Annotated in this window: 15 protein-coding genes and 1 pseudogene; 8 read left to right on the top strand and 8 right to left on the bottom strand. The window is 62.5% G+C overall.

Features of this window, described 5'->3' with window-relative positions; genetic code table 11:
• Window positions 1-105: 105 nt before the first annotated feature.
• The 4 genes from M6D32_RS09350 to M6D32_RS09335 form a co-directional block, all read right to left on the bottom strand.
• Window positions 106-3,300, bottom strand: coding sequence for an efflux RND transporter permease subunit (locus M6D32_RS09350; RefSeq protein WP_298255583.1), 3,195 nt, complete (start codon window positions 3,298-3,300; stop codon window positions 106-108).
• A complete protein-coding gene (locus M6D32_RS09345; RefSeq protein ID WP_298255581.1) occupies window positions 3,297-4,742 on the bottom strand; it encodes an efflux RND transporter periplasmic adaptor subunit in 1,446 nt (481 codons plus the stop codon). Before M6D32_RS09345 ends, M6D32_RS09350 begins: the two co-directional genes overlap by 4 nt.
• Window positions 4,739-5,146, bottom strand: a complete 408-nt coding sequence (locus M6D32_RS09340; RefSeq protein WP_298255632.1) for a FixH family protein — start codon at window positions 5,144-5,146, stop codon at window positions 4,739-4,741. Before M6D32_RS09340 ends, M6D32_RS09345 begins: the two co-directional genes overlap by 4 nt.
• A 97-nt stretch (window positions 5,147-5,243) precedes the next feature.
• Entirely contained in the window at window positions 5,244-5,894 is a 651-nt protein-coding gene (locus M6D32_RS09335; RefSeq protein WP_298255579.1) for a hypothetical protein, read from the bottom strand.
• A gap of 78 nt (window positions 5,895-5,972) precedes the next feature.
• On the opposite strand from M6D32_RS09335, the gene M6D32_RS09330 reads away from it, so the two are divergent.
• From M6D32_RS09330 to M6D32_RS09315, 4 genes are all read left to right on the top strand, one after another.
• Entirely contained in the window at window positions 5,973-6,551 is a 579-nt protein-coding gene (locus M6D32_RS09330; protein WP_298255577.1) for an outer membrane beta-barrel protein, read from the top strand.
• A gap of 864 nt (window positions 6,552-7,415) precedes the next feature.
• The gene (dctP, locus tag M6D32_RS09325) at window positions 7,416-8,447 is read left to right on the top strand and encodes a TRAP transporter substrate-binding protein DctP (protein ID WP_298255575.1); all 1,032 of its coding nucleotides are present in this window, start codon (window positions 7,416-7,418) and stop codon (window positions 8,445-8,447) included.
• Between the two features lie 18 nt (window positions 8,448-8,465).
• A complete protein-coding gene (locus M6D32_RS09320) occupies window positions 8,466-9,014 on the top strand; it encodes a TRAP transporter small permease (protein WP_298255573.1) in 549 nt (182 codons plus the stop codon).
• A gap of 243 nt (window positions 9,015-9,257) precedes the next feature.
• Window positions 9,258-10,538: a TRAP transporter large permease gene (locus M6D32_RS09315; protein WP_298255571.1), complete on the top strand. Its 1,281-nt coding sequence runs from the start codon at window positions 9,258-9,260 to the stop codon at window positions 10,536-10,538.
• A gap of 48 nt (window positions 10,539-10,586) precedes the next feature.
• On the opposite strand, the pseudogene M6D32_RS09310 reads toward M6D32_RS09315, so the two are convergent.
• The 4 genes and pseudogenes from M6D32_RS09310 to M6D32_RS09295 all read right to left on the bottom strand — a co-directional run.
• A pseudogene (locus M6D32_RS09310) lies at window positions 10,587-11,858 on the bottom strand (MFS transporter); the annotation flags it as partial.
• A 120-nt stretch (window positions 11,859-11,978) separates the two neighbouring features.
• A complete protein-coding gene (locus M6D32_RS09305) occupies window positions 11,979-12,800 on the bottom strand; it encodes a WecB/TagA/CpsF family glycosyltransferase (RefSeq protein ID WP_298255569.1) in 822 nt (273 codons plus the stop codon).
• Window positions 12,793-15,063, bottom strand: a complete 2,271-nt coding sequence (locus M6D32_RS09300) for an exopolysaccharide transport family protein (protein WP_298255567.1) — start codon at window positions 15,061-15,063, stop codon at window positions 12,793-12,795. The genes M6D32_RS09305 and M6D32_RS09300 overlap by 8 nt, the downstream gene beginning before the upstream one ends.
• Window positions 15,064-15,297: 234 nt before the next feature.
• Complete coding sequence (locus M6D32_RS09295) at window positions 15,298-16,611, bottom strand: hypothetical protein (protein WP_298255565.1); 1,314 nt, start codon at window positions 16,609-16,611, stop codon at window positions 15,298-15,300.
• 193 nt (window positions 16,612-16,804) lie between these two features.
• Between M6D32_RS09295 and M6D32_RS09290 the strand changes: the two genes are divergently transcribed.
• Genes M6D32_RS09290 through M6D32_RS09275 form a run of 4 tightly spaced genes read left to right on the top strand, consistent with a single transcriptional unit; the run spans window position 16,805 to window position 21,337 of the window.
• A complete protein-coding gene (locus M6D32_RS09290) occupies window positions 16,805-17,908 on the top strand; it encodes an endo-1,4-beta-xylanase (protein WP_298255563.1) in 1,104 nt (367 codons plus the stop codon).
• A gap of 57 nt (window positions 17,909-17,965) precedes the next feature.
• Window positions 17,966-18,964, top strand: coding sequence for a hypothetical protein (locus M6D32_RS09285; protein WP_298255561.1), 999 nt, complete (start codon window positions 17,966-17,968; stop codon window positions 18,962-18,964).
• Window positions 18,951-19,952, top strand: coding sequence for a glycosyltransferase (locus M6D32_RS09280; RefSeq protein WP_298255559.1), 1,002 nt, complete (start codon window positions 18,951-18,953; stop codon window positions 19,950-19,952). The genes M6D32_RS09285 and M6D32_RS09280 overlap by 14 nt, the downstream gene beginning before the upstream one ends.
• Window positions 19,949-21,337 carry an O-antigen ligase gene (locus tag M6D32_RS09275; protein WP_298255557.1) on the top strand — a complete coding sequence of 463 codons (1,389 nt, stop codon included), beginning with the start codon at window positions 19,949-19,951 and terminating at the stop codon, window positions 21,335-21,337. The genes M6D32_RS09280 and M6D32_RS09275 overlap by 4 nt, the downstream gene beginning before the upstream one ends.
• The last annotated feature ends 68 nt before the right edge of the window (window positions 21,338-21,405 follow it).

Below are 21,405 nucleotides of genomic sequence, written 5' to 3'. Positions count from 1 at the left end.
GCCGCTTTGGTTACAGAGGCGGTGAGAGGCACCAAAATGATACAGCTTTTGGCGCGGTCCGTCGTTAGTCGGTGCGGCATCGCTCGCTGAAACGGCAATCTCATCTCACTCGACGGGCTCGGGAACCCGCTGCGGTCGTTTGGCTGTCTCTCCTCGTTCTGTCGGAGACCAGCTCTCGGGCAAGTCGCGGTTTGGCAACCCGAAGCCTTTGACGATCCCGAAGATCGCCGGGATCACGATCAGGGTGAGCAGCGTCGAAGAAATCATGCCACCGATCATCGGTACCGCGATGCGCTGCATGATTTCGGAGCCGGCGCCCGTGCTCCACATGATCGGCAATAGCGCGGCCATGATGGCAACGACGGTCATCATCTTTGGCCGCACACGCTCGACTGCACCTTCCATGATGGCGTCGTAGATGTCCGCGCGGCTCAAGGTCCGACCCTCCTCCTCCCGCTTCTCTCTGATCCTGGCCAACGCGTGATTGAGATAGATCAGCATCACGACGCCGGTTTCGGCGGCGACGCCGGCCAGCGCGATGAAGCCAACCGCGACCGCGACCGAAAGGTTGAAGCCGAGCCACCACATCAGCCACATGCCGCCGACCAGCGCGAACGGCAGCGACAGCATCACGATCAGGGTCTCGGTGACGGTGCGGAAGTTGAGAAACAGCAACAGGAAGATGATGAGCAACGTCGCCGGCACGACGATCTTTAGCCGCGCCGCGGCCCGCTCCAGATATTCGTACTGCCCGCTCCAGATCACGTAATAACCGGGCGGGAACTGGACGCTGGCCTGGACCGCGCGCTGTGCGTCGGCGACGTAGCCGCCGAGATCGCGGTCGCGGATATCGACATAGATGTAGGTCGCGAGCTGTCCGTCTTCCGTCCGAATGGTGGTCGGCCCGCGCGTCAGCTTGACCGTTGCGATCTCTCCCAGTGGCACCGCGCCTCCCGCCGGCATGGGAACAAGGATGTCGCTTGCGATCTTCCTGGGATTGTCCCGGAGGTCGCGGGGGTAGCGCATATTGACCGTGAAGCGTTGGCGGCCTTCGACCGTTGTCGTGACGGTCTGTCCTCCGAGGGCTGTGGCAATCGCGTCCTGCACGTCCTGGACCATGATCCCGTAGCGTGCGAGCGCCAATCGGTCCGGGGTGATTTCGAGATAGTAACCGCCGATGGTGCGCTCGGCGTAGGCGGACGAAGTCCCCGGCACCGCGCGCAGCACCTGTTCGATCTGCTTGCCGAGCTTGTCGATCTCGGCAAGATCGGTGCCGATCACCTTGACGCCCACGGGCGTCCGGATGCCGGTTGACAGCATGTCGATGCGGGCCTTGATCGGCATCGTCCAGGCGTTGGAGACGCCGGGGAATTGCAGCGCCTTGTCCATCTCGGCGGTCAGGCTGTCGATGGTGACGCCGGGCCGCCACTGCTCCTTCGGCTTGAGGTTGACGACCGTCTCGAACATCTCGGGGGGCGCCGGATCGGTTGCCGTCTCGGCCCGTCCGGCCTTGCCAAAGACCGATGCCACTTCCGGAAACGACTTGATGATCCGGTCCTGCGTCTGCATCAGCTCGGCCGCCTTCGTCACCGATATGCCCGGCAAGGTCGTCGGCATATAGAGCAGCGTGCCTTCATTCAGGTTCGGCATGAATTCGCTGCCAAGCTGCTTCGCGGGCCAGATCGTCACGGCGAGCGCGGCCATCGCGAGCAAGACCACCAGCGTCTTGGCGCGCAGCACGGCTCTGATCATCGGCCGATACATCCAGATCAGGAACCGATTGATCGGATTCCTGTGTTCGGGAATGATCCTGCCGCGAACGAAGATCACCATCAGCGCCGGCACGAGCGTGACCGACAACAACGCGGCCGCCGCCATCGAGAAGGTTTTTGTAAAGGCAAGCGGACCGAATAGCCGCCCTTCCTGCGATTCCAGGGTGAAGATCGGCATGAACGAGACGGTGATGATCAGCAGGCTGAAGAACAGCGCCGGCCCGACCTCCGAGGCCGCATCGATCAGGATCGCAATTCGCGATCGGCCCGGTTCGGCGCGCTCCATATGCTTGTGCGCGTTCTCGATCATGACGATCGCAGCGTCCACCATGGCGCCGATCGCAATCGCGATGCCGCCGAGGCTCATGATATTGGAGCCGATGCCGAGCAGCTTCATCGCTCCGAACGCCATCAGGACCCCGACTGGGAGCATCAGGATCGCGACCATTGCGCTGCGGACATGCAGCAGGAATAGAATGCAGACCAAAGCGACCACGAGGCTCTCCTCGACCAACGTGTGCTTGAGCGTATCGATGGCGGCATAGATCAGGCTGGAGCGGTCATAGACCGGCACGATCTCCACCGACTTCGGCAGGCTGGTCGCGATCTCCTTCAATCGTTTTTTGACGTTGTTGATGACATCAAGTGCGTTCATTCCGAAGCGCTGCAACACGATGCCGCTGGCGACTTCTCCTTCGCCGTTGAGCTCGGTGATGCCGCGCCGCTCGTCCGGACCGAGCTCGACGCGGGCGACGTCTTTCAGCAGAACCGGCGTTCCGCCATCGTTTTTCAGGACGATGTTGCCGAGGTCGTTGATGCTCCTGATGTAGCCCTTGCCGCGAATGACATACTCGAATTCGGAAAGCTCGACCGTGCGGCCGCCGACATCGGCGTTGCTGGCGCGGATGGCATCGCGCATCTTCTGCATGGTGATCCCGAGATCGCGCATGCGCTGTGGGTCGAGGATCACATTGTATTGTTTGACGAACCCGCCGACGCTCGCGACCTCGGCGACGCCTTCGGCCTTGGCGAGCGCGAATTTGAGATTCCAGTCCTGAATGGTTCGTGTGTCGGCGAGGTTCAGCTCCTTGGACATCACCGCATACTGGTAGACCCATCCGACGCCGGTCGCGTCGGGGCCTATCGTCGGCGTCACGCCGGCCGGCAACCGCGAACTCGCGGCGTTGAGGAATTCGAGCACGCGCGAGCGCGCCCAATAGATGTCGGTGCCGTCCTCGAAGATTACATAGACGAACGAGACGCCGAAAAACGAGAAGCCGCGCACCACTTTCGATTTCGGGACCGTGAGCATTGCCGTGGTCAGGGGATACGTGACCTGATCCTCGATCACCTGCGGCGCCTGGCCGGGATATTCCGTGTAGATGATGACCTGGGTGTCGGAGAGATCCGGAATGGCATCGAGCGGCAAATGAACCAGTGCGTAGATGCCGGCCGCCGCCGCGAAGCCGGTGCCGAACAGCACCAGGAGCAGGTTGCGGGCCGACCAGGCGATGAGGCGGGCGATCATGGACGCGCCTCCGTGCCGCCGACCTGATCATTCGCTTGCGGACCGTTCGCCTCTGCAAACCCCTTCAACGCCGCCTTCAGATTGCTTTCGGCGTCGATCAGGAAATTCGCCGAGGTCACGACGGCCTCGCCTTCGGAGAGGCCTTGCGTAATCTCGACATAGCCACCACCGCGGCGGCCGATCTTGACCTCGCGTGGCTCGAAGCGACCCTCACCCTTGTCGATCAGGACGGCTTGACGCGCGCCGCTGTCGAGCACGGCGCTTTCGGGCACCGACAGGACGGGGTCCGGCGTGCCCGTTTCGATCTCGGCGTCCACGTACATTTCGGGCCGCAGCGCCTCATCAGGATTGGGCACCTCGATGCGAATGCGCGCGGTCCGGGTCTGGGCGTTCAGATGCGGGTAAATCAGAGACACCGTGCCGGTGAAGGTGCGGCCAGGCAGCGCACGCGGCTTGATGGTCACTTTCGATCCGATAGCTACCTGCGCGAGGTCGCGTTCGGCGACGTCGAGGAGGACCCAGACGAGTTGGTGATCGGCGATCCTGAACAGAACATCGCCCGGTCCGGCCCGCATTCCGTTCACCGCGTTGCGTTCCAGGATCTCACCGTCCTGTGGCGCGAGCCAGGGAATCGAGAGCGAGATATCGCGCGTCCGTTCGAGCTCCCTGATCGCCGGCTCCGGTGTGGCGAGATTTTCCAATCTCCTGCGCGCGCCCTTCAGTTCCTTTCCGGTGGCGCCTGCATTGAGTGCGGAAAGATATTCGGCCGCAGCACTGGAAAGCGCCGGACTGTAGACGTTCATCAGCACCTGCCCCTTGTGGACGTGATCGCCGGTGGTGACGTTGGCGACGCTTTCGACGAACCCCTCGAAACGCAGCGCGACCACCGAGACGCGCCGTTCGTCCAACTGCACGCTCCCGGGTGCTCGAATGATTGACCTGATACGCTGCCGCGCGGCCGGCTCGGATTTCACGCCAGTGCGCTGAATCCTGCCCGGCGACAGCTTCACTGATCCGTCGTCGCTGTCCTCACCTTCGTAGACCGGGATGTAGTTCATCCCCATCGAGTCCTTCTTTGGCACCGGCGAGGTGTCCGGCAGGCCCATGGGGTTGCGGTAGTATCTGATCTTGCGTTCCGTCTTCGCCGCGGCACTCCTGCCTTCGGTTGCTGGTTTCTCCGGTTCGCCGAAACTCACATCGGCGCTCGCCGGCACGCCGCGCCAGTCGCGGCCGTCCGGCGTCTTCTTCGGTGTGAGCGAGTAAGACGGCTTTCCGTCCGGGTCCTGAAAGTAAATCGTCGCGCCGGCTTCGGCGGCTGCCGCGAACGAAATCGCTGGAGAACTGAACAAAGTCCTCGCTCGCGGGAGCGCACGCGCGACAAAGCCGGCTCCCGCCGCCGCGATGACCGCAGCGACGGTGCCCGTGATGACGGCGCGTTTCACTTCTGCGCCGTGATAACGAGCTTGTTCTCGACGGTACCTATCTCGCCTTGCACCTTGGCGCCGAGCGACAACTGCCAGCGACCGGCCATGCTGAAGGTCGCCTTGAACCGGTACGTGCCCGGCTCGGTCCCCGGCATGGGCGTCACCTTCGTGACCATCTCCTGCATGCCCTCCGGCGCCATGTCGAGACGGGAAGCGAATATGACGGCATCCGGCACCGGCTTGCCCGTCTTCTTGTTGACCAGCCGGACCGTGACGATCTTGTCGGCGCCAGACTGCACGGTCGGCTGTACGAGCTGGAATTCGTAGTCCTTGATGTCGGCAAACGCGAACTTTGGCGCTCCCGCGAGCGATATGCCGATGAGCGCGGCCGCAACGGCGCGCGCGATGGAAATCTTCATGATCTTTCCTCGAAACGTCTGATGAGCCGCCGGAGCGACATACGGCGGCGCGTGTCCTCTAAGAGACGCGCGCCAACATTCCGGCGGACGACTCCGCCGGTCAGACGATGGTTCGAGGTGGTTGATCCGGAGGATGTTCACCGAGTCCGCCGATCATCAGATCGTCCGGCAGAGGGAATTTGCTGCGCGAGAAATTGCGACTAACCAGCACGCCCACGCTGTCCGGGGCGGGCATGGTCATTGTCATCATGCAGAGCGCGATGAACGGACAGGACCCACAGCCTTTGGCTTTCTGGTCCTGCTGATCGGGGCAGCAGGGCATGTCAGCCATCGACCGCATCCCGTCGGCCGACGCCACGTGCAGCGCAGCCAGGGCAGGCACCGAGAGCGGCGCGGCGAGAAGCCCCGTCGCCACGGTCAGCACGATCAGCCAGCCAAATATCCTTCGCGGACGCATGGGTTCTTTTCTCACGACGGGAGGAACTATGCAAATCGTCTGCTCTTCACGATTGCGCCAGATTCGGTGGCGAGACGTAGCGCGATTCGGAAGGTTATCCGGTTTACCAAAAGTCGAGATTGTCTTTGTGAAACAACGTGCAGCTTCCAATAAAAAAGGTGGCGGCCCCATTGATTTTGCGTGGCTCTCGTTTTTCCGTCGGGAAGCTCCGGCGTGCTCCGTCGCGGAATGTGTTGCGAATTGCCAGAAGCGCGGCACCATCAGGACCTGCGACCGCTGGTGCGAGAAGGACATGATCCGGCGGGGATGCCACTGAGGCAGTGAATGCGCATCCAGTTGTTTGGCCGCGGCCGGCGGTGTAGATTGGTGTGGATGTCCATGATTTCGCGCCGATCAGCTTTCGCTTTGGCCTTCGCGTTTGCCGCGCTTTGTTTCGGCGCGCCGGCGGCGCAGGCGCAATCGAATCTCGTGCCGTATTGGACCACGACCACCGCCTTCGGGTCGGCCCTGACATCGGATACGAATGTGAACGCGTTCGGCAGCTTCTCCACGCGCTATAATTTCGAAAACGGCTGGTTCATCGGCAGCGAGCGCGGCAACCTCGGCTTTGGTCCGAACAGCTTCAGCGCGGTCAGCGCCTTGGGCAGCGCTTCCTCCTTCACCTACGAAGGCACCCAGGCCGGCTACAACTTCAAGAGCGCGCCGGTCTCGGTCTATGCCGGCCTCGATACGCTGAGATATAATGGCCCCGTCATCGGCAGCCCGTTTTCCGCGCTCGACTCGGGCTCTTCCGGCAACTTGCCCTCCAGCTATCGCGTCAATGCCGGGGTCGAATTCCGCCCGACCTCGAATCTCAGCCTGTCGTTCGGCGCGAGTTTCGCGCAACAGCCCACCGACATGAACGCCGCGCTGCTGCCCGGCGCCACGCCGATGTCGTTCGGCCGGCGCTAAGAAAGGATTTGATTTGCCCCGACGGGCAAATCACTCCGGCTGATTGCCCGCCACTGTCCAGCCCTTCAGGCAAAAATATTTCGCTCCACCCGTCGGGCAAATCATCTGTACAAGCTCGCCCGTCTCGCGCCCACATAAGAGGGCGTATCGCGATCGTCACGAAACGTTGGACGCGGGATGCGATGGACGCTTGTGGATCGACTGACGAGCGGTTCCAGGCGGACGACGAAGCCGTGTGGTCTTAGCGTCTCGACGCTGGCGCGAACTCCTTAAGAAGCTATCGCTTCTCAGGGGGGACGGTGACAACAAGCCCGATCGCCGGAGAGAGTACGGAATAAGTCGTAACACCATCGCGCAGGGAATGCCGGATGTTTCGGCGAACCTGTGGTAACTAACTCGCGTGCTTTCTATTTTGCATGCGAGGCTGCGGGTGCGCTGACGCGCCCGGCATTCCCTGCGCCCTCCGTATTCGAGGGATGAAATTGATGTATGACCCGGGCGCGGAGTGTCGCGGGAACGCGGAGGTGCGTCGTCAGCGTCATCCTTCGAGACGCATCGCTTTCGCGATGCTCCTCAGGATGAGGCCAGCGCGCGGGGTACGAAAATCCTCATGGTGAGGAGGCGCGCGCCCGAGCAGGTCGAGCTGTTGCGAGGCCGTCGCGAACGGCGCAACTCAAAGAGCGCCACCGGACGATGCCTTGCATCGCCGGTAGAACCATGAGGCCCGGACCATGACCACGCCCAAAGCCCAAAGTCTGAGCCAAAAGCCCGCCGATTCCGGTTGCCAAGGACAAAAACAGGCGCGATCCTTGTATACCAAGAGGGACTGGAAACGGGTCCGAAAAAAGCCGTCGGGAGGAAAAGATGACAGCATTGAACAGGCGCGCCTTCGTGGCCGCCACCACGGGCGTTATCGCCGCGCCCTATCTGTCGCGCAGGGCATTCGCGGACGACACCATCAAGCTGCGCTGCTCGCTCGACACCGCGCCCTCCCATCCGCGCAACCAGGCGATATCGGATTATCTCGGCAAGCTTGAGGAGGCGAGCCACGGCAAGATCAAGACCGAGCTGTTTCAGTCCGGGCAATTGTTTGCCGATCTCAATGTCACCAAGGCGCTGCTTCAAGGGCAGGTCGACATGGCCTCGCCCGGCACCTGGACCATGACGGGGCTGGTGCCCGATGTCGATTTCTGCCAGTTGCCTGCGCTCTATAGTCCCGCAGTCGAGGTGTACCGCCGTTGCAGCGACGGCGCGCCGGGCGAACACGTCAACAAGCAGCTCGAGGCCAAGCTCCGATCGCATATTCTCGGCCACTGGCTCGAGCTCGGCAACGAGAACTGGTATACGACCAAGAAGGAAATTCGCACCCTCGACGATCTCTCGGGGCTGAAAATCCGCAGCCCGGGCGGCGCCGGCATCTCGTGGCGCATCGCCTTCGTGCACGGCATCCCGAATGTCACGCCGTGGCCGAATGTGCCGCTGGCGCTGTCGCAAGGCACCTTCGACGGCTTTGTCTCCAGCGACGAGAGCGTCAATTCGGCAAAACTGTATGAAGCCGGCGTCAAATATTCCTACGCGGACCATCAGTTCTACGCCAATTACATCCCGATGGTCAGCGACACGTTCTGGTCCAAGCTCGGCGATCCCGATCGCAAGCTGTTGCGCGACGTCTGGCAGGCCAATGTCGAACGCTACCGCGCGATGTCGGCGAAATCGCAGGCCGACGCCCGCAAGACCATGCAGGCGAACGGCGTGACCTTTGTCGATCCGTCGCCGGATCAGCTCGTGGCCGATCGCAAGCGCATGATCGCAAGCCAGGCCGATCTCATCCGCGACACCAAGCTGTCGCCGGAGATCGTCAAGCTCGTCGGCGACGCCGTCGGAAGCCATAGCTAGGTGACGGGGAGTTCGCCGTTGCGCGATACATGGTGGGACAAGGTCGAGCGGACCCTGATCGGCCTGCTCGGTCTCGCCGCGATGATCGTGGGTCTCGTGCAGGTCGTCGGGCGCTATGTCGCGCCGCGCTATGCCATCTCCTGGGCCGAGGAGGTGATCGTCTATCTCGTCGTATGGGGCATCATGCTGGCGGCTTCGCAGCTGGTGCGCACCGATGGCCATGTGCGGCCTGATCTCGTGCTGCGCGCCGTCTCGCCGCGCGTGCAGCGCTGGATGGAAGTGGCCAATTGCATCGTCGCGCTGGCGTTCTGCCTCGGGCTCGCCTGGTATGGGCTGAGCATCGTCGAGACCTCCTGGATGCTCGACGAGCGCAGCGCTTCCGACGTGCAGTTTCCGATGTGGCTTTACTCGGCGGCGGTGCCGACCGGCGCGGCGCTGATGTCCGGCCGCTATTTCGTCCGGCTCTATCGCTATCTGTTCGCCTTCGATCCGGCGACCATGACGGTTGGTCATATTCCCGAACATGAGCGCGGCGCTGGCGGCGCCAATGCCCTGCCGCTGGAATAGGGCATGATGAAGCCGGATCTGGATGTGGTCGCGATGGCGGGCTCGCTCTCTTATCCCTCCCCCTTGCGGGGAGGGAAGGCCGAAGCGAAGCGAAGGCCAGGGTGGGGGGTGGACCCGATACTACTGGCGATTCTTGATCCTGAAGAACCCCCACCCCGGCTCACTCTGAAAGCGCAGGAGCGCTTCCGAGTTCGCCGACCCTCCCCACACCTCGCTTCGCTCGTGGGGGAGGGATAACGCGCCATGACGGTCATCCTGTTCCTGGTGCTGTTCTTCGGCCTGCTCGCCGCTGGCATGCCGATCTTCCTCGTGCTCGGGCTGTGCGCGGCCGTTCTCTATCTCGGTTCCGGCGAGCCGCTGATCGGCGTGGCGCAAGTCATCGTCGATCACCTGACTTCGCCGACGCTGATGTCGCTGCCGTTGTTCGTGATGGCGGCAACCTTTATGCGCCATGGCGGGGTGGCGAAAGCGCTGGTCGATCTGTCGGCAGCCTGGCTCGGCGGCGTCCGCGGCTCGCTCGGGCTGGTGACGGTGGTGGCATGCACGCTGTTTGCGGCGATCTCCGGCTCTTCGGTCGCGACCGCGCTTGCGATGGGCACGATCCTGCTGCCGGCGATGGTCGAAAGAGGCTATCCGCGCAGCTTCGCGCTCGGCGTGGTCGGTGCGTCGGGCACCATCGGCATCGTCATTCCGCCGTCGCTGGCGCTGATCCTCTACGGCATTGTCGCCGAGCAGTCGGTGCCGCGCCTGTTTCTCGCCGGCATCCTGCCGGGCCTGTTGCAGGCGGCGGTGTTCTTTGCCTGGGTCTGGTACGACGCGCGGCGACGAAAATTTCCGGTCGAGCCATCGCTGCCGATCGCCGAACGCGTTCGCGTCACGGCGCGGGCGATCCCGGCCTTGATGGTGCCGGCGATCGTGCTGGTCGGTATTTACGGCGGCATCGTCACAGTGACCGAAGCCGCCGCGATTGCCGCCGTGGTGTCGCTGCTGGTGAGCCTGATCTATTATCAGGGTTTCCACTGGTCGGAGACGCTGTGGGTGGTCGCGGACGCGCTGAAGAGTGCCGGCGCGATCATGCTGATCGTCGCAACCGCGCTGGCGTTTGGCCACTGGATGACGGCTTCCGGCGTTCCCGCCGAACTCGTCAAATGGGTGCTGGCGAAGCACCTGGAGCCCTGGCAGTTCCTGCTTGCGATCAACGTCCTGCTGCTCGTGCTCGGCTGCTTCCTCGAGGTGATCGCGACCTTGTTATTGGTGCTGCCGATCCTCGCGCCGGTACTGCCCGCGCTCGGGGTCGACCCCGTGCACTTCTCGATCATCTTCACCCACAACATGGAGATCGCGCTGGTTCACCCGCCGGTCGGGCTGAACCTGTTCGTGCTGTCGACGATCTCGCGCGCGCCGGTCGGCGAGGTCGTGCGCGGTGTGCTGCCGTTCCTGCTTCTCCTGCTGACGGTGCTGATGATCATCACCTACGTGCCGGCGCTCACGATGTGGCTGCCGCATCTGGTATACGGGAATTGAATTCTATTGAGTGCAACGTATTCCGCCGGCTGGCCCCGGACCGCTGCCGAAATCGCGCACGCCTTCCTTGTCCCATTTGCCGAGCACGAAGGAGATCGAGCCGAACGAGGCGATCGCAAGGCCGAAGAAGATCCAGGCAATCGAGAGACCGGCGGCCTGGAGAGCCGCGACGAACAGCGAGCCGACCACCATGAAGCCGGCTTGCAAAATATTGCCCGCCGCGATCACGCGTGCACGTTCGGCAGGCGCCGACCAGGCCTGCACGGCGGCAAAGGACGGCACCACGAACAGGCCGCCGCCGAAGGCGAAGATCGCAAAGTCCGCGATCATGTGCAGCCCGCTGAGCGAGGTCGCAAACGCCGCCGGCGTGATGCCGGAGCCGGTTGTGGCGTGGCCGATCGCCCAGGCGATGTCGACGCCGGCAATGCCCATGATGATGGCGCCGATCGGCACCAGCGCCAGGTTCGGCCGCACGTGCGAGAGCTGCGCGGCAAACAGCGAGCCGCTCGCGATGCCGATCGCAAAGATCGCAAGGCACATCGTCACCACGGCCTCTGTCCCGCCGACGACATCCTTGATCAAGGCGGGCAACAGCGACAGCACGACGGCGCCGGCCAGCCAGAACCAGGACACGATCAGCATGCCGTCCCACAGCCGCTGCTCGGCATAAAGCGATTTGAGGAGGCGAATGGTCGAGGTCCAGGGATTGGCGGTGACGGCGAGATCGGCCGCCGACGGCGTCGTATGGGGAATGCGCAAGGCAAATCCCCACGACAGCAAGGCGAGCAGCATGATGGCCGAGGTGACCCAACCCATGTGGCTCGAGCCGGAAACGAGAAGCCCGCCGGCGATGGTGCCGATCAGGATCGCCAAGAACGTCGCGCCTTCGACCAGCGCGTTGCCGGTCGCAAGCTCGCCGACCGACAACTGGTCTGGCAGCATGGCGTATTTCACCGGGCCGAACAGGGCGGCAACGATCCCGAACAGAGCGAGCGCGACGAACAGAAGCGGGATCGAATGCAGAAAGAAGCCGGCGGAGGCAAAGCCTGCCGCGAAGATTTCGGCAAACTTGAGCCGCCGCGCCACGACGCCCTTGACGTATTTGTCGGCGAGTTCACCGCCGAGGCCCGAGAGGATGAAGAAAGGGAAGATGAAGACCGCGCCGGCGACCGTCACCAGCGCGTCGCCGTGTCCGGTCGTCGCGCCATAGAGCAGCATGATGACAAGCGCGTTTTTCAGAACGTTGTCGTTGAGCGCGGACCAGAATTGGGCCCAGAACAGCGGCGCAAACCGGCGCGACGACATCAGATCCTTGATCATGGGCGCTTCCTGTTACGGAGCGAAATTGTAACACGGTACCGCCGGAAAAGCTGCGCCAGCAATTGGCGCGATTCGTCGATGCGCAAATCGGCCGGATCAGGCGTAGCCGGGAGACCCGCGTTAGCCGGACGGCGCGTGGTCCGATCTCGCGAGGCTCTTGTTAAGCAGCAAATAAAGCGCGCGGGGGTTGGTCGTCAGGTAGCGCCAGAACAGGCGGCGGGGTTCCAGCCAAATTCGCCAGGCCCATTCGAGGCCGGCCTCCTGCATCCAGCGCGGCGCGCGGCGGCTGCTGCCGGAGAGGAAATTGAACAATCCGCCCGATGTCTTGATGACGCCGACCTTGGTGAGGTGCGGCGTAAACTCCGAGACAAAGGCCTGCTCGTGAGGCACGCCAAGCGCCACCCAGAGATAATCCGGCGCCAGGTCGTTGATCTCGGCGACCTTGGCGCGGAGCGCGTCACCGCGGAGATAGCCGTGGCTATGTCCGATGATCCGCAGGCGCGGATACATCTTGCGAACGTTGGCAACGGCGGCGGCATTTTCATCTTCGTCGGCGCCGAACATATAGAAGGTGAGGCCGGCGGCTTCCGCTTTTCGCGCAACCACGTGGAACAGATCCGTCGTCGCGACCCGCTCCGGCAGCGGCAACGGCGATCTCAGCCGCGACACCGCGACCAGCGGCTGTCCGTCCGCATTGATGAGATCGGCGGCACGGAATAGCTGGTCCGTCATGGGTTCGGTGGAGCAGCGCGCCAGCACTTCGCCGTTCGCCGACGTCAGATATAGCGGCCGGGCCATCCGGCGCTGCGGGAACACCAGGTCGATCATGAAATCGGCGGTCTGCTCGAGATCGAGCACGGCGATGCGAAGACCACCCAGCGTGATCCAGGGGATACTCGCCGTGGCGGCTCTGCCGACCGGGTTCGCGCGCCGCTCAAGCATAGGCCGCGCTCCGGACCGGTTGGGCCGGGACCGAACGAAGTTCGTTGATGATAACGCCGACCAGCTTGTGCTCGGCGCCGCCGAGGCCCGCGATGATGTCGTCCATGCAGCCGTTGATATCGAAATTGGCCGACAGCATCGCGATCAGCCCATCCGCGACATCGATCAACTTGCGGCCTTCCGCGCTGAAGGGCAGTGCCGGGCCGTCGATGATCACGAGATCGTAGTCGGCGCTGGCGCGCGCCTGTGCGATGGTCTTTCGAATGGCGCCGATAGCGCCAGGGCCGATCGTGGGCAATACCTCGATGCCATTTCTGGTCTTGATCGCGCGCTCCGCCTTGCCGCCGATCGAGAGCCACGCCAGGCGCTTCGCCTCCGGTTTGGCCGGGCCTGCAAGTTTGTTCGAGAGCGCGCGGCGTTCGGGATCGGCGTCGATCATCAGCACCCGCGCGCCGTTACGAGCCGCTGCCAGTGCGACGTTCAAGGTGACGATGCTTCGGTCGCGGCCCAAGCCCTGGCCGATGACGGCCATCACGGGTGCGACATTCGCCGCCGAGCGACGCGCGAGCGCCTCGCGCATGTCGCGCATCGAATTGAGGAAAGTCGTGAGCGAGAGCGTCGCCCGCAAGGTCGGCCAGCCCAGCCGTGTCAGGTCGGGGGGGCCGCTGTCGGCGAGAATGCCGCCGAGCGTTCGTATGACGTCAGTTTCCTGAAGACGCGCGATTCCCGGTTTCTCCGCTACCGGTGACGGAGGCTTGGCCTCCGCCGTCTTCGGCTGCAGGGCCGGAGTTTCGGCCTCGGGTAAAGGTCGTACTTCCTCATAGGGCGGCTGCTCGGCCATCTCCGAGGACAACAATTCCACGCCGGCAAACCAGCTTGCAGCCGCGAGTCCGCCGAGCACAAGGCCGATCGCCGCAAGTATGCTCATGGGCGGCGGGAAGGAACGCCGCCGCGGGATCGTCGCTTCGCCTATGATGCGGGCGTTCGAGGTATTGAGGCTTTCCTGTTCCTCGGTTTCGCGCGATCGCTTAAGGAACGACTGATACACCTCGCGGCCGGCGTCGACGTCGCGTTCAAGCTCGCGCAGCCGTACCGAAGCGTGGCTGAGCTGGACGCTCTGACGCTTCTGGGCCTCGAGCGACCGTGCGAGAGAGGTTTCGTAATCGCGGGCGCGAGCGAGATCGTTTTTCGCCGATTGGGCGAAGCGGTCGACTTCCTCGTTGATCGTCCGGTGCAGGTCCTCGACCTGCTTTTCCATCTGGCGCAGCGAGGGATGCAAGGGGCCGAATGCGGCCGTCATCTCTGCGAGTTTCCGGCGCGCCTCCGCAGATTGCGCGCGCAAATTGCCAAGCGTCGGCGATTGCAGCGCTTCTGGAATGGCGCCAGCATCGCCGGCATTGCGGCGACTTGCTTCGATCTGATCGTATTTGGCCTGGGCATCGAGCGTCGCCGCACGCGCCGCCGCCAGCCGCTGATTGCTTGCCAGGAGCTGTTGGTCGGTGATCAGCGTGTCTTGCGTGCCGACGAAATTATTTTGCGCCTTGTAGATTGCGAGCGCGTTCTCGGCGGTACGCAGCCGGTCCTGCAATTCCTTCAGTCTCCCCGACAGATCGTGGGTGGCGCGCCGCGCGGCAACAGATTGCGAATTCTTGGCTTCGGCCAGATAGGCGTTCGAAATCGCATTGGCGAGCATCGCCGCCTTGGCCGGATCGGAAGACCAGACGTCGATGTCGACGATGAAGGTGCGGTCGGTCTTCTTGACGATGATGTGGTGGATGAGCGCGTCCAGCGCCGCCGTCAATCCCAGCGTTGTCGGGGCGGCCGATCGCAGTTGCAGCCCGAACAAGCTGAGCAGCTTTGCCAGGCCGCCATTCGCTCCGCCGCCGAATTCCGGATCGATGTCGAGATGGGTGTCCTGGATCACCTGCATCAGTACGCTGTTGGACGTGATCACGCGCGCCTGGCTGTCGACCACCATCGCAAGCCCGGAGATATCCTGCGAGCGCGGCGTCAGTTCGCGATCGACCAGTTGAAGTTCGCGCGGGTCGACATAGAGCTGCGCGGTCGCAATGTATTTCGGGGTCAGGCCTTTGCCGATCGCAACCGCCGCGCAGGCGCCGATCAGCGCCGCAAACACGATCGCCGTCTTGCGCCGCCAAAGCAGTTGCGCGACCTGCAATACGTTCAACCCGGCCGTTCTCTGCGCAGGCTTTGGCCTGGCGTCGGGCTTCGATCGCGTTATGGGTTGGTCATACGCCAGCATGAGCCCCGGTTTCCGTTCGAACCGCCGAACGCATCGTCTGAGCGGTTACTTCTCGGGTAACGTCGGGCGTAAAAAGAACGCAACAGGAAAAATTTACCATACTCATTGAAGGACTATTCACCGAATTGGCAAAGAAACCGTTTAAACGTCGAGTTGCTCGCGTCCTTTCGTCGTCGGACCAAACGCCGCGTTCGACGGTTAACGATTGGTTATCGGTTTTGGAATCGCGCGCCGTCATCGGCCGCTGCCTCCGAATATCGAGCCGTAAACGGATGCGGCAGAGAACACATAAAGTCCGAAATAGAGGGCGTTGAGCCAAATCCCCCAGTCGACGATGTTGTCGAAGTGGATCAGCAGCAGCGCGAGGGCTGCGGCCTTCATTCCCACCAGCACGGTTGCCAGTACGGCGCGGATCGTCATGTGCTGATACACGAAGAAAAGCTCGGAATGAAACTCGAGCAGATTCTTGAAAGCCGGCACGGCCAGCAGCACGCCGAACAGCTGTGCCGCAACCGCAACATTATGGCCGAGCAGATCCGGCCAGATCGAAAGCGTCACCAGCAGCGCGGAGAGGCCGGCGGTCGAGATCAGCGCGATCAGGACCTCGACGCCGAGGCTGCGGCGAAGCTGGCTGCGCCGGTAGCCCTCGATGATCAGCTTTCGCGAATACAGTACATAGAAGCTGCGGATCGGCACCGACGTAAAATCGATGATGCGGGTGGAGATCGCATAGATGCCGACGGTGCGCTGATCGGCGAGCGACAGCAACACGAGCTTGTCAATCTCGTTCTGCGCAATCGAAGCGCAGTAGGCGACCGAGAACAGCAGTGCCTCGCGCATGCGGCCGAAGAAGATCTGAGTTTTCCAGCGTAATTTGATGCGCGGTTGAAACGCGGCGATCGCGAGCGCCATCGCCGCCAGATTGAACGCGAAATAGACAAGGGCCCAGGCCTCGACATCGTGCTTGCCGGAGAGAGCGAAAGTAACGGCGCCGGCGGTCCGCAGCGCCGCCCCGCAGCTGATGACAAGCGACGCCGACGCATAGCGTCCGAGGCCGTTATTGACCTGGTGGATCATCTCCACGATCCGCCACAGGCCGGTTTCGACCGCGATGATCAGGAGAAACGCCGCTAGCGACAGCGACGACGTAAACAGAAAATAGAAAATCGGCAACGAGGCGGCGAGGCAGAGCGGCAAAGCGATCAGCCAGCTTGCGTAGAAGATCGCGAGATAGCCGCCGAGCGTGCGGCGCTTGCCAGCGGATGCCCTGTAGGCAAGGGAAGCAAAGCCGAATCCCGAGAAGCACCCGATCATGATCCCGGTCGAGGAGGCCGAGGCAAACACGCCCATGTCGTGCAGCGATAGCGTGTTGGCCAGAAGGAAGAAGTAAACCGCCTGAAGAAAGAGGCGCGCGCCGGTGCCGGCGAAGACCTGAAGATAGTTGGCGAACTGCGTACGGAAGGCATGCGTCAGCGCCGCGAGCAGCCGCGATGCCAGCGAGATGACGGGCGTATCCAGTTCGAGCGTGCTTAACGGTTCAGATTTCATCTTGGTGTCCCGAGAGCAAGATTAATGCCGCGCGGCTTCGCCGTGTTGGGGATGCTGAAGGTCTGGTTAATCCGTATGCGGTAACCATCGCCGACATTTGGTGCTGCAAAGGACTGCGCTGGACCGGATATTGCAGTTGTTGGTGCGAGTATTCGTGCAAACGATTTGGCAGGCCCGATTTCAGGTTGAATCAATGTCGATAGAGACGCATTCCCGGCGCGGTTTTCTCGCCGGCACGGCATCGGCCGCGGCACTGACCGTTTTCGGCACAGGTCAGTTGTCCGCCATGTCCGCATTTGCGACACCGTCAAAGCCTTCGGCCGAGGGGAATTTCATTCCCTATGGCGCGGCGGTGCGATCCGATGCGCTCGCGGCCGATCAATCCTATCGCGAGGCGGTGATCGCCGACTGCCAGCTGGTCGTGCCGGAGAGCGAACTCAAATGGCTCGAGCTGCGGCCGACGCCGGACCAATACCGGTTCGAGAAGGCCGACGCGATTGTCGACTTCGCGCGCCAGAACGGTATCCAGGTTCGCGGCCATACGCTCGCCTGGTACGGCGCGCTGCCGAAATGGACCGAACAGATCGCAACGCACGCGGATGCCGAACGCGAACTCATCGATCACATCGAGACGGTGGTGTCGCGATATAAAGGCGCAATTCCATCGTGGGACGTGATCAACGAGCCTCTGGTCGACTGGCCCGAAAGCGCCGCGTCGCTACGCCCCTCGATCTGGGCGAAACGGCTCGGGCCCGACTATCTGCGGATCGCGCTCGAGACCACCGCTGCGGTCGATTCCGACGCGCGGCTCGTGCTCAATGAATACGATGTGGAATATGCCGGAGAGCGCTTTTCGGCAAAGCGAAGCGCGCTGCTTCAGTTGCTGCGGTCGCTGCGAGACCGCAACGTGCCATTGCATGCCGTTGGATTGCAGGCGCATCTGTTCGCCAGCCGCACGATCGATCGTGATGGCTTGCAGGCGCTCCTGACGGAAATCAAAGCCCTCGATCTCGATGTCTGGATCACCGAGCTTGATGTGATCGACCGTGACTTGCCTGGCGAAATCCACGAGCGGGACAAACTGGTGGCCGATCTCGCCGACCAGTTTTTACAAACGGTTTACGAGGTGGTTCGGCCGAAAGCGGTCCTGACCTGGGGTCTCAGCGATCGATACACCTGGGTGCCAATCTATTTTAAACGCCGGGATGGTATGCCCAACCGGCCGTTGCCGCTCGATGCCGAACTCAGGCGCAAGCCGCTGTTCGACGTGATCGACGAATTTCGCCACAAGGCGTGATGGATACGAACGCCATACGCCGGGAAGTAACGCAGTCCTTAACGAATTGAACGTCCGATGAGCCAAACAACGACCGAGTATCAGTCTTCCACCTCGTCCTTGGCCGCGCCGCGACCCGCCCTCGGCCGGCAATTGCTGGACTTGGCCAAGGCGCGCCTGCGTGGTGTGCCTTCGCTTCGCGCCATCAAACGCCGGCTGGTCGAGTTGGCTCGCGGATCGGAGGAAGCAATCTACCGCCAGTCCGAGGTGGCCCAGAAGAATCTGGTCGCTACCTGGAAGCAACTGCAGGCTTCCGGCGTGATCCTCCCACTCGATCAGGTCGGCTTCAGCCGCTTTTCCGAATTCGAGGAAGACGGTCACCTCCTGTATCTGCTGACGCTTGCGGGATCGACATCCCGCACCGTGGTCGAAATCAGTTCTCAGGACGGCCGCGTCTGCATGGCGACCAACCTTCTGGTGCATCATCGCTGGCGAGGCTTCCTGTTCGACGGCGACCCGGTCTTCGTCAGGGAAGGCCGGCGCTTCTTCGCCTCTCATCCTGCTACTCGCAGCGCGCCGCCGGTGATGCGGGCCGAGTGGTTCACGCGCGATAACGTCAACCACGCGCTCGCCGCTGCCGGCGTACCCGATGAGGTCGACGTGCTGTCGCTCGGTATCGACGGCAACGACCTTTACCTGTGGAGCGCGATGAAGACGCGCCCGCGGATTTTGATTTGCGAGTTCAACAACGCCGTGCCGAGCGGTCTTGCGCTCACCATTCCCTACCGGCCTGGTTTCTCGTTCACTACCTTGCCTGCCGACCAGGCGATGTTCCGCTCCGCCAGCCTTGCCGCCTTTGTCGCGGTCGGCCGGCGCAAGGGCTATCGTCTTGTCGGCATGAATGCGCTCGGGTTCAACGCGATCTTCCTGCGCGATGACGTGCTGGCGGCGGAAATGCCGGAAATTCCGGCGTCCGTGCTGGACTCCAACCCGGCCGCGGAGGAAGTGCGCCGCCGATGGTGGCCGCGCCTGTCGCAACTCCCCTGGATCGAGGTGCCGCCAGATGGGAAACTTTAGTCTCAGGCGCGAAACGCCGCGCGCGATCGCGGCAATGTCGTCCTCGCTCGATCAAGCGATCGAGATCGTTGTGTGCATCCCCTGCTTCCGCCGGCCCGAGCACTTGCGGCGAACGCTTCGGTCGTTGACCGATCAGCGGACCGATCGACGCTTCGCCGTCGTCGTGGTCGAAAACGATGCAGCGGCCTGCGGCAGCGTGCCGGTTGCCAGCGAATTTCTCCGGACCAACCGGCTTGCCGGACTCTGTGTCGTCGAACCGCGGCAGGGAAACTGCTATGCCATCAATGCAGCATTCGAAACGGCGCAGGCAATATTTTCGGCGGCCCGCTATTTTCTGATGATCGATGACGACGAGATCGCCTCGCCGGATTGGCTGGAAGAGATGGTGCGCTCGGCCGAAGTGACCGGCGCCGACGTCGTCGGTGGGCCGGTTCTGCAGCGCTTCGATGACGAAGCCAAGCAAGGCTTGCAGCGCCATCCGGCGTTTCGCCCCGCTTATGATGCAAGCGGGCCGGTGCCGATCATCTACGGCTGCGGAAACTGCCTGATCGGACGATCGGCGTTCGACCGTCTCGGCAGCCCCGCGTTCGATCCGCGCTTCAATTTCCTTGGCGGCGGCGATGTCGACTTCTTCACCCGTTGCCGTCGGGGTGGCATGAAATTTCACTGGGCGGCCGAAGCGGTCATCACTGAAACGGTTCCGGACAACCGGTCCGGGTTGTCATGGATCGCATTGCGCGGGCTTCGCATCGGCGCGATCAATTATCACGTCCAGCGCAAGGGGGCGCAAACGCCGTGGCTGCGTGTGCGGCTCGCCGCCAAGATTCTGGCGCTGTTGCCGCTATCGCTGCTTCGCGCCGTTCGCCTTTATCTCGCCGAGCGAAAGACGCTGATCGCCTTGCATCCGATGATCGTCGCGGCCGGTGGTCTGCTAGCCGCGTTCGGTATCGAACCTCAACCCTATAAAGCCTCGAAGATCGCATCTTGAGCCGGTTCGCCTTCATCTCCGATACGCGCGCCGTCCTCGGCGAGGTTTCCCGCTGGGAGGCTATCGATATCGCGCGCACGGGCGCCTTCGTTGGTGCGTTATTGCTGGCCTGGATATCGTTGCAGCCGTTCATTGATCTCAGCAACATGCTGCTTGCCGAGGTGACGACGGGCAAGGAAGCCTCGACCTATGTGGCCTTCGGCTGTTTCGCCCTGGTAACATTTGCCCTCGCGATGCGCGACGGCGGGCGCGGATTTGCGACGCTGATCTCGCCGGGCTATCTCGCTTTGGTCGGCTGGACCGCTGCTACCGTCGTGATGTCGATCGAGCCGGGTACTTCCGCCCGCCGATTTGTGCTGTCGCTTTGTGTCGCGGCTGTTGCCGCGTCATTGCTGTTGCTGCCGAAGTCGGAGAACGAACTGAGACGCTGGTTCGCGATCGCGATTTTGAGCCTGCTGGCCGTTTGCTACCTGGGCGTCCTGCTGATTCCCAATCTGTCGGTTCACCTTGCAACCGACGCCCAGGAGCCAGCGCTCGCTGGAGACTGGCGCGGCGTGTTCGGACACAAGAACATGGCGGCGGGCATGATGGCGATGCTGCTATTTCTCGGCATCTACATCATCCGCGCCGGTTCATGGCTCGCTGGCGGGATCGCGGTCGGCTTGACGGTTGTGTTTTTTATCAACACTGAGGGAAAGAGCTCGCTGGCCCTGTGCGTCGTGGTGCTGGCTTTGACCTCCTTCGCCGCATCGATCCGATCGCTGTGGGGCCGCGCCATCGTGTTGCTGGCTCCGCTTGTGATGCTCAATATGATCGGCATCGGCAGTGTGATGAGCGACCATCTCGCTGCCATTTCCAAAGCGTTGCCGGTGGACGCGACCTTCACCGGCCGCACCGATATTTGGACCTTTGGATTAGAGGCTGCGCAGCTGAAACTTTGGACGGGATATGGATTTGCGTCGTTCTGGGGAAGCAGCGCGGTGCGAAATCTGCCGCAGGGCATGGAATGGGCTGCTTCGGCTGCCCATAGCCATAACGGATATCTCGATATCACGCTCGCGATGGGCTTGCCGGGGTTGGCGCTGCTGATTGCGGTATTCGTGATCGCGCCCTTGCGAAATTTCCATACCGCCGATTGCCAGGGCAACAGTGGCCCATTGGCAACGGCATTGCTCCAGGTATGGCTGTTCGGACTATACCTTTCTTCGATGGAAAGCTTCTTCCTCGACCGCGCCGATCCTATGTGGGTGACTTTTTTGACGGCGGTGTTCGGCTTGCACTATCTCGCGCGCTTTCGTCTGAAGACGCAACTAGAGCTCCGATTCCGAAGTTCGCAAGCTATTGCGGCCCCTCCGATGCGAACTTCGGAATCAAAGGAGCTCTAGCAACTTATTGTTTTGAGTAGCGGCTTTGAATTTGAAGTTCCTATAACGAACTCACGGCGAAACTGATA

Origin of the sequence: Bradyrhizobium sp. (genome assembly GCF_027307225.1) — a bacterium.
Taxonomy (GTDB): Bacteria; Pseudomonadota; Alphaproteobacteria; order Rhizobiales; family Xanthobacteraceae; genus Bradyrhizobium.
Note: the sequence above shows the minus strand (reverse complement) of the source record. Positions and strands in the feature narration are given on the sequence as shown.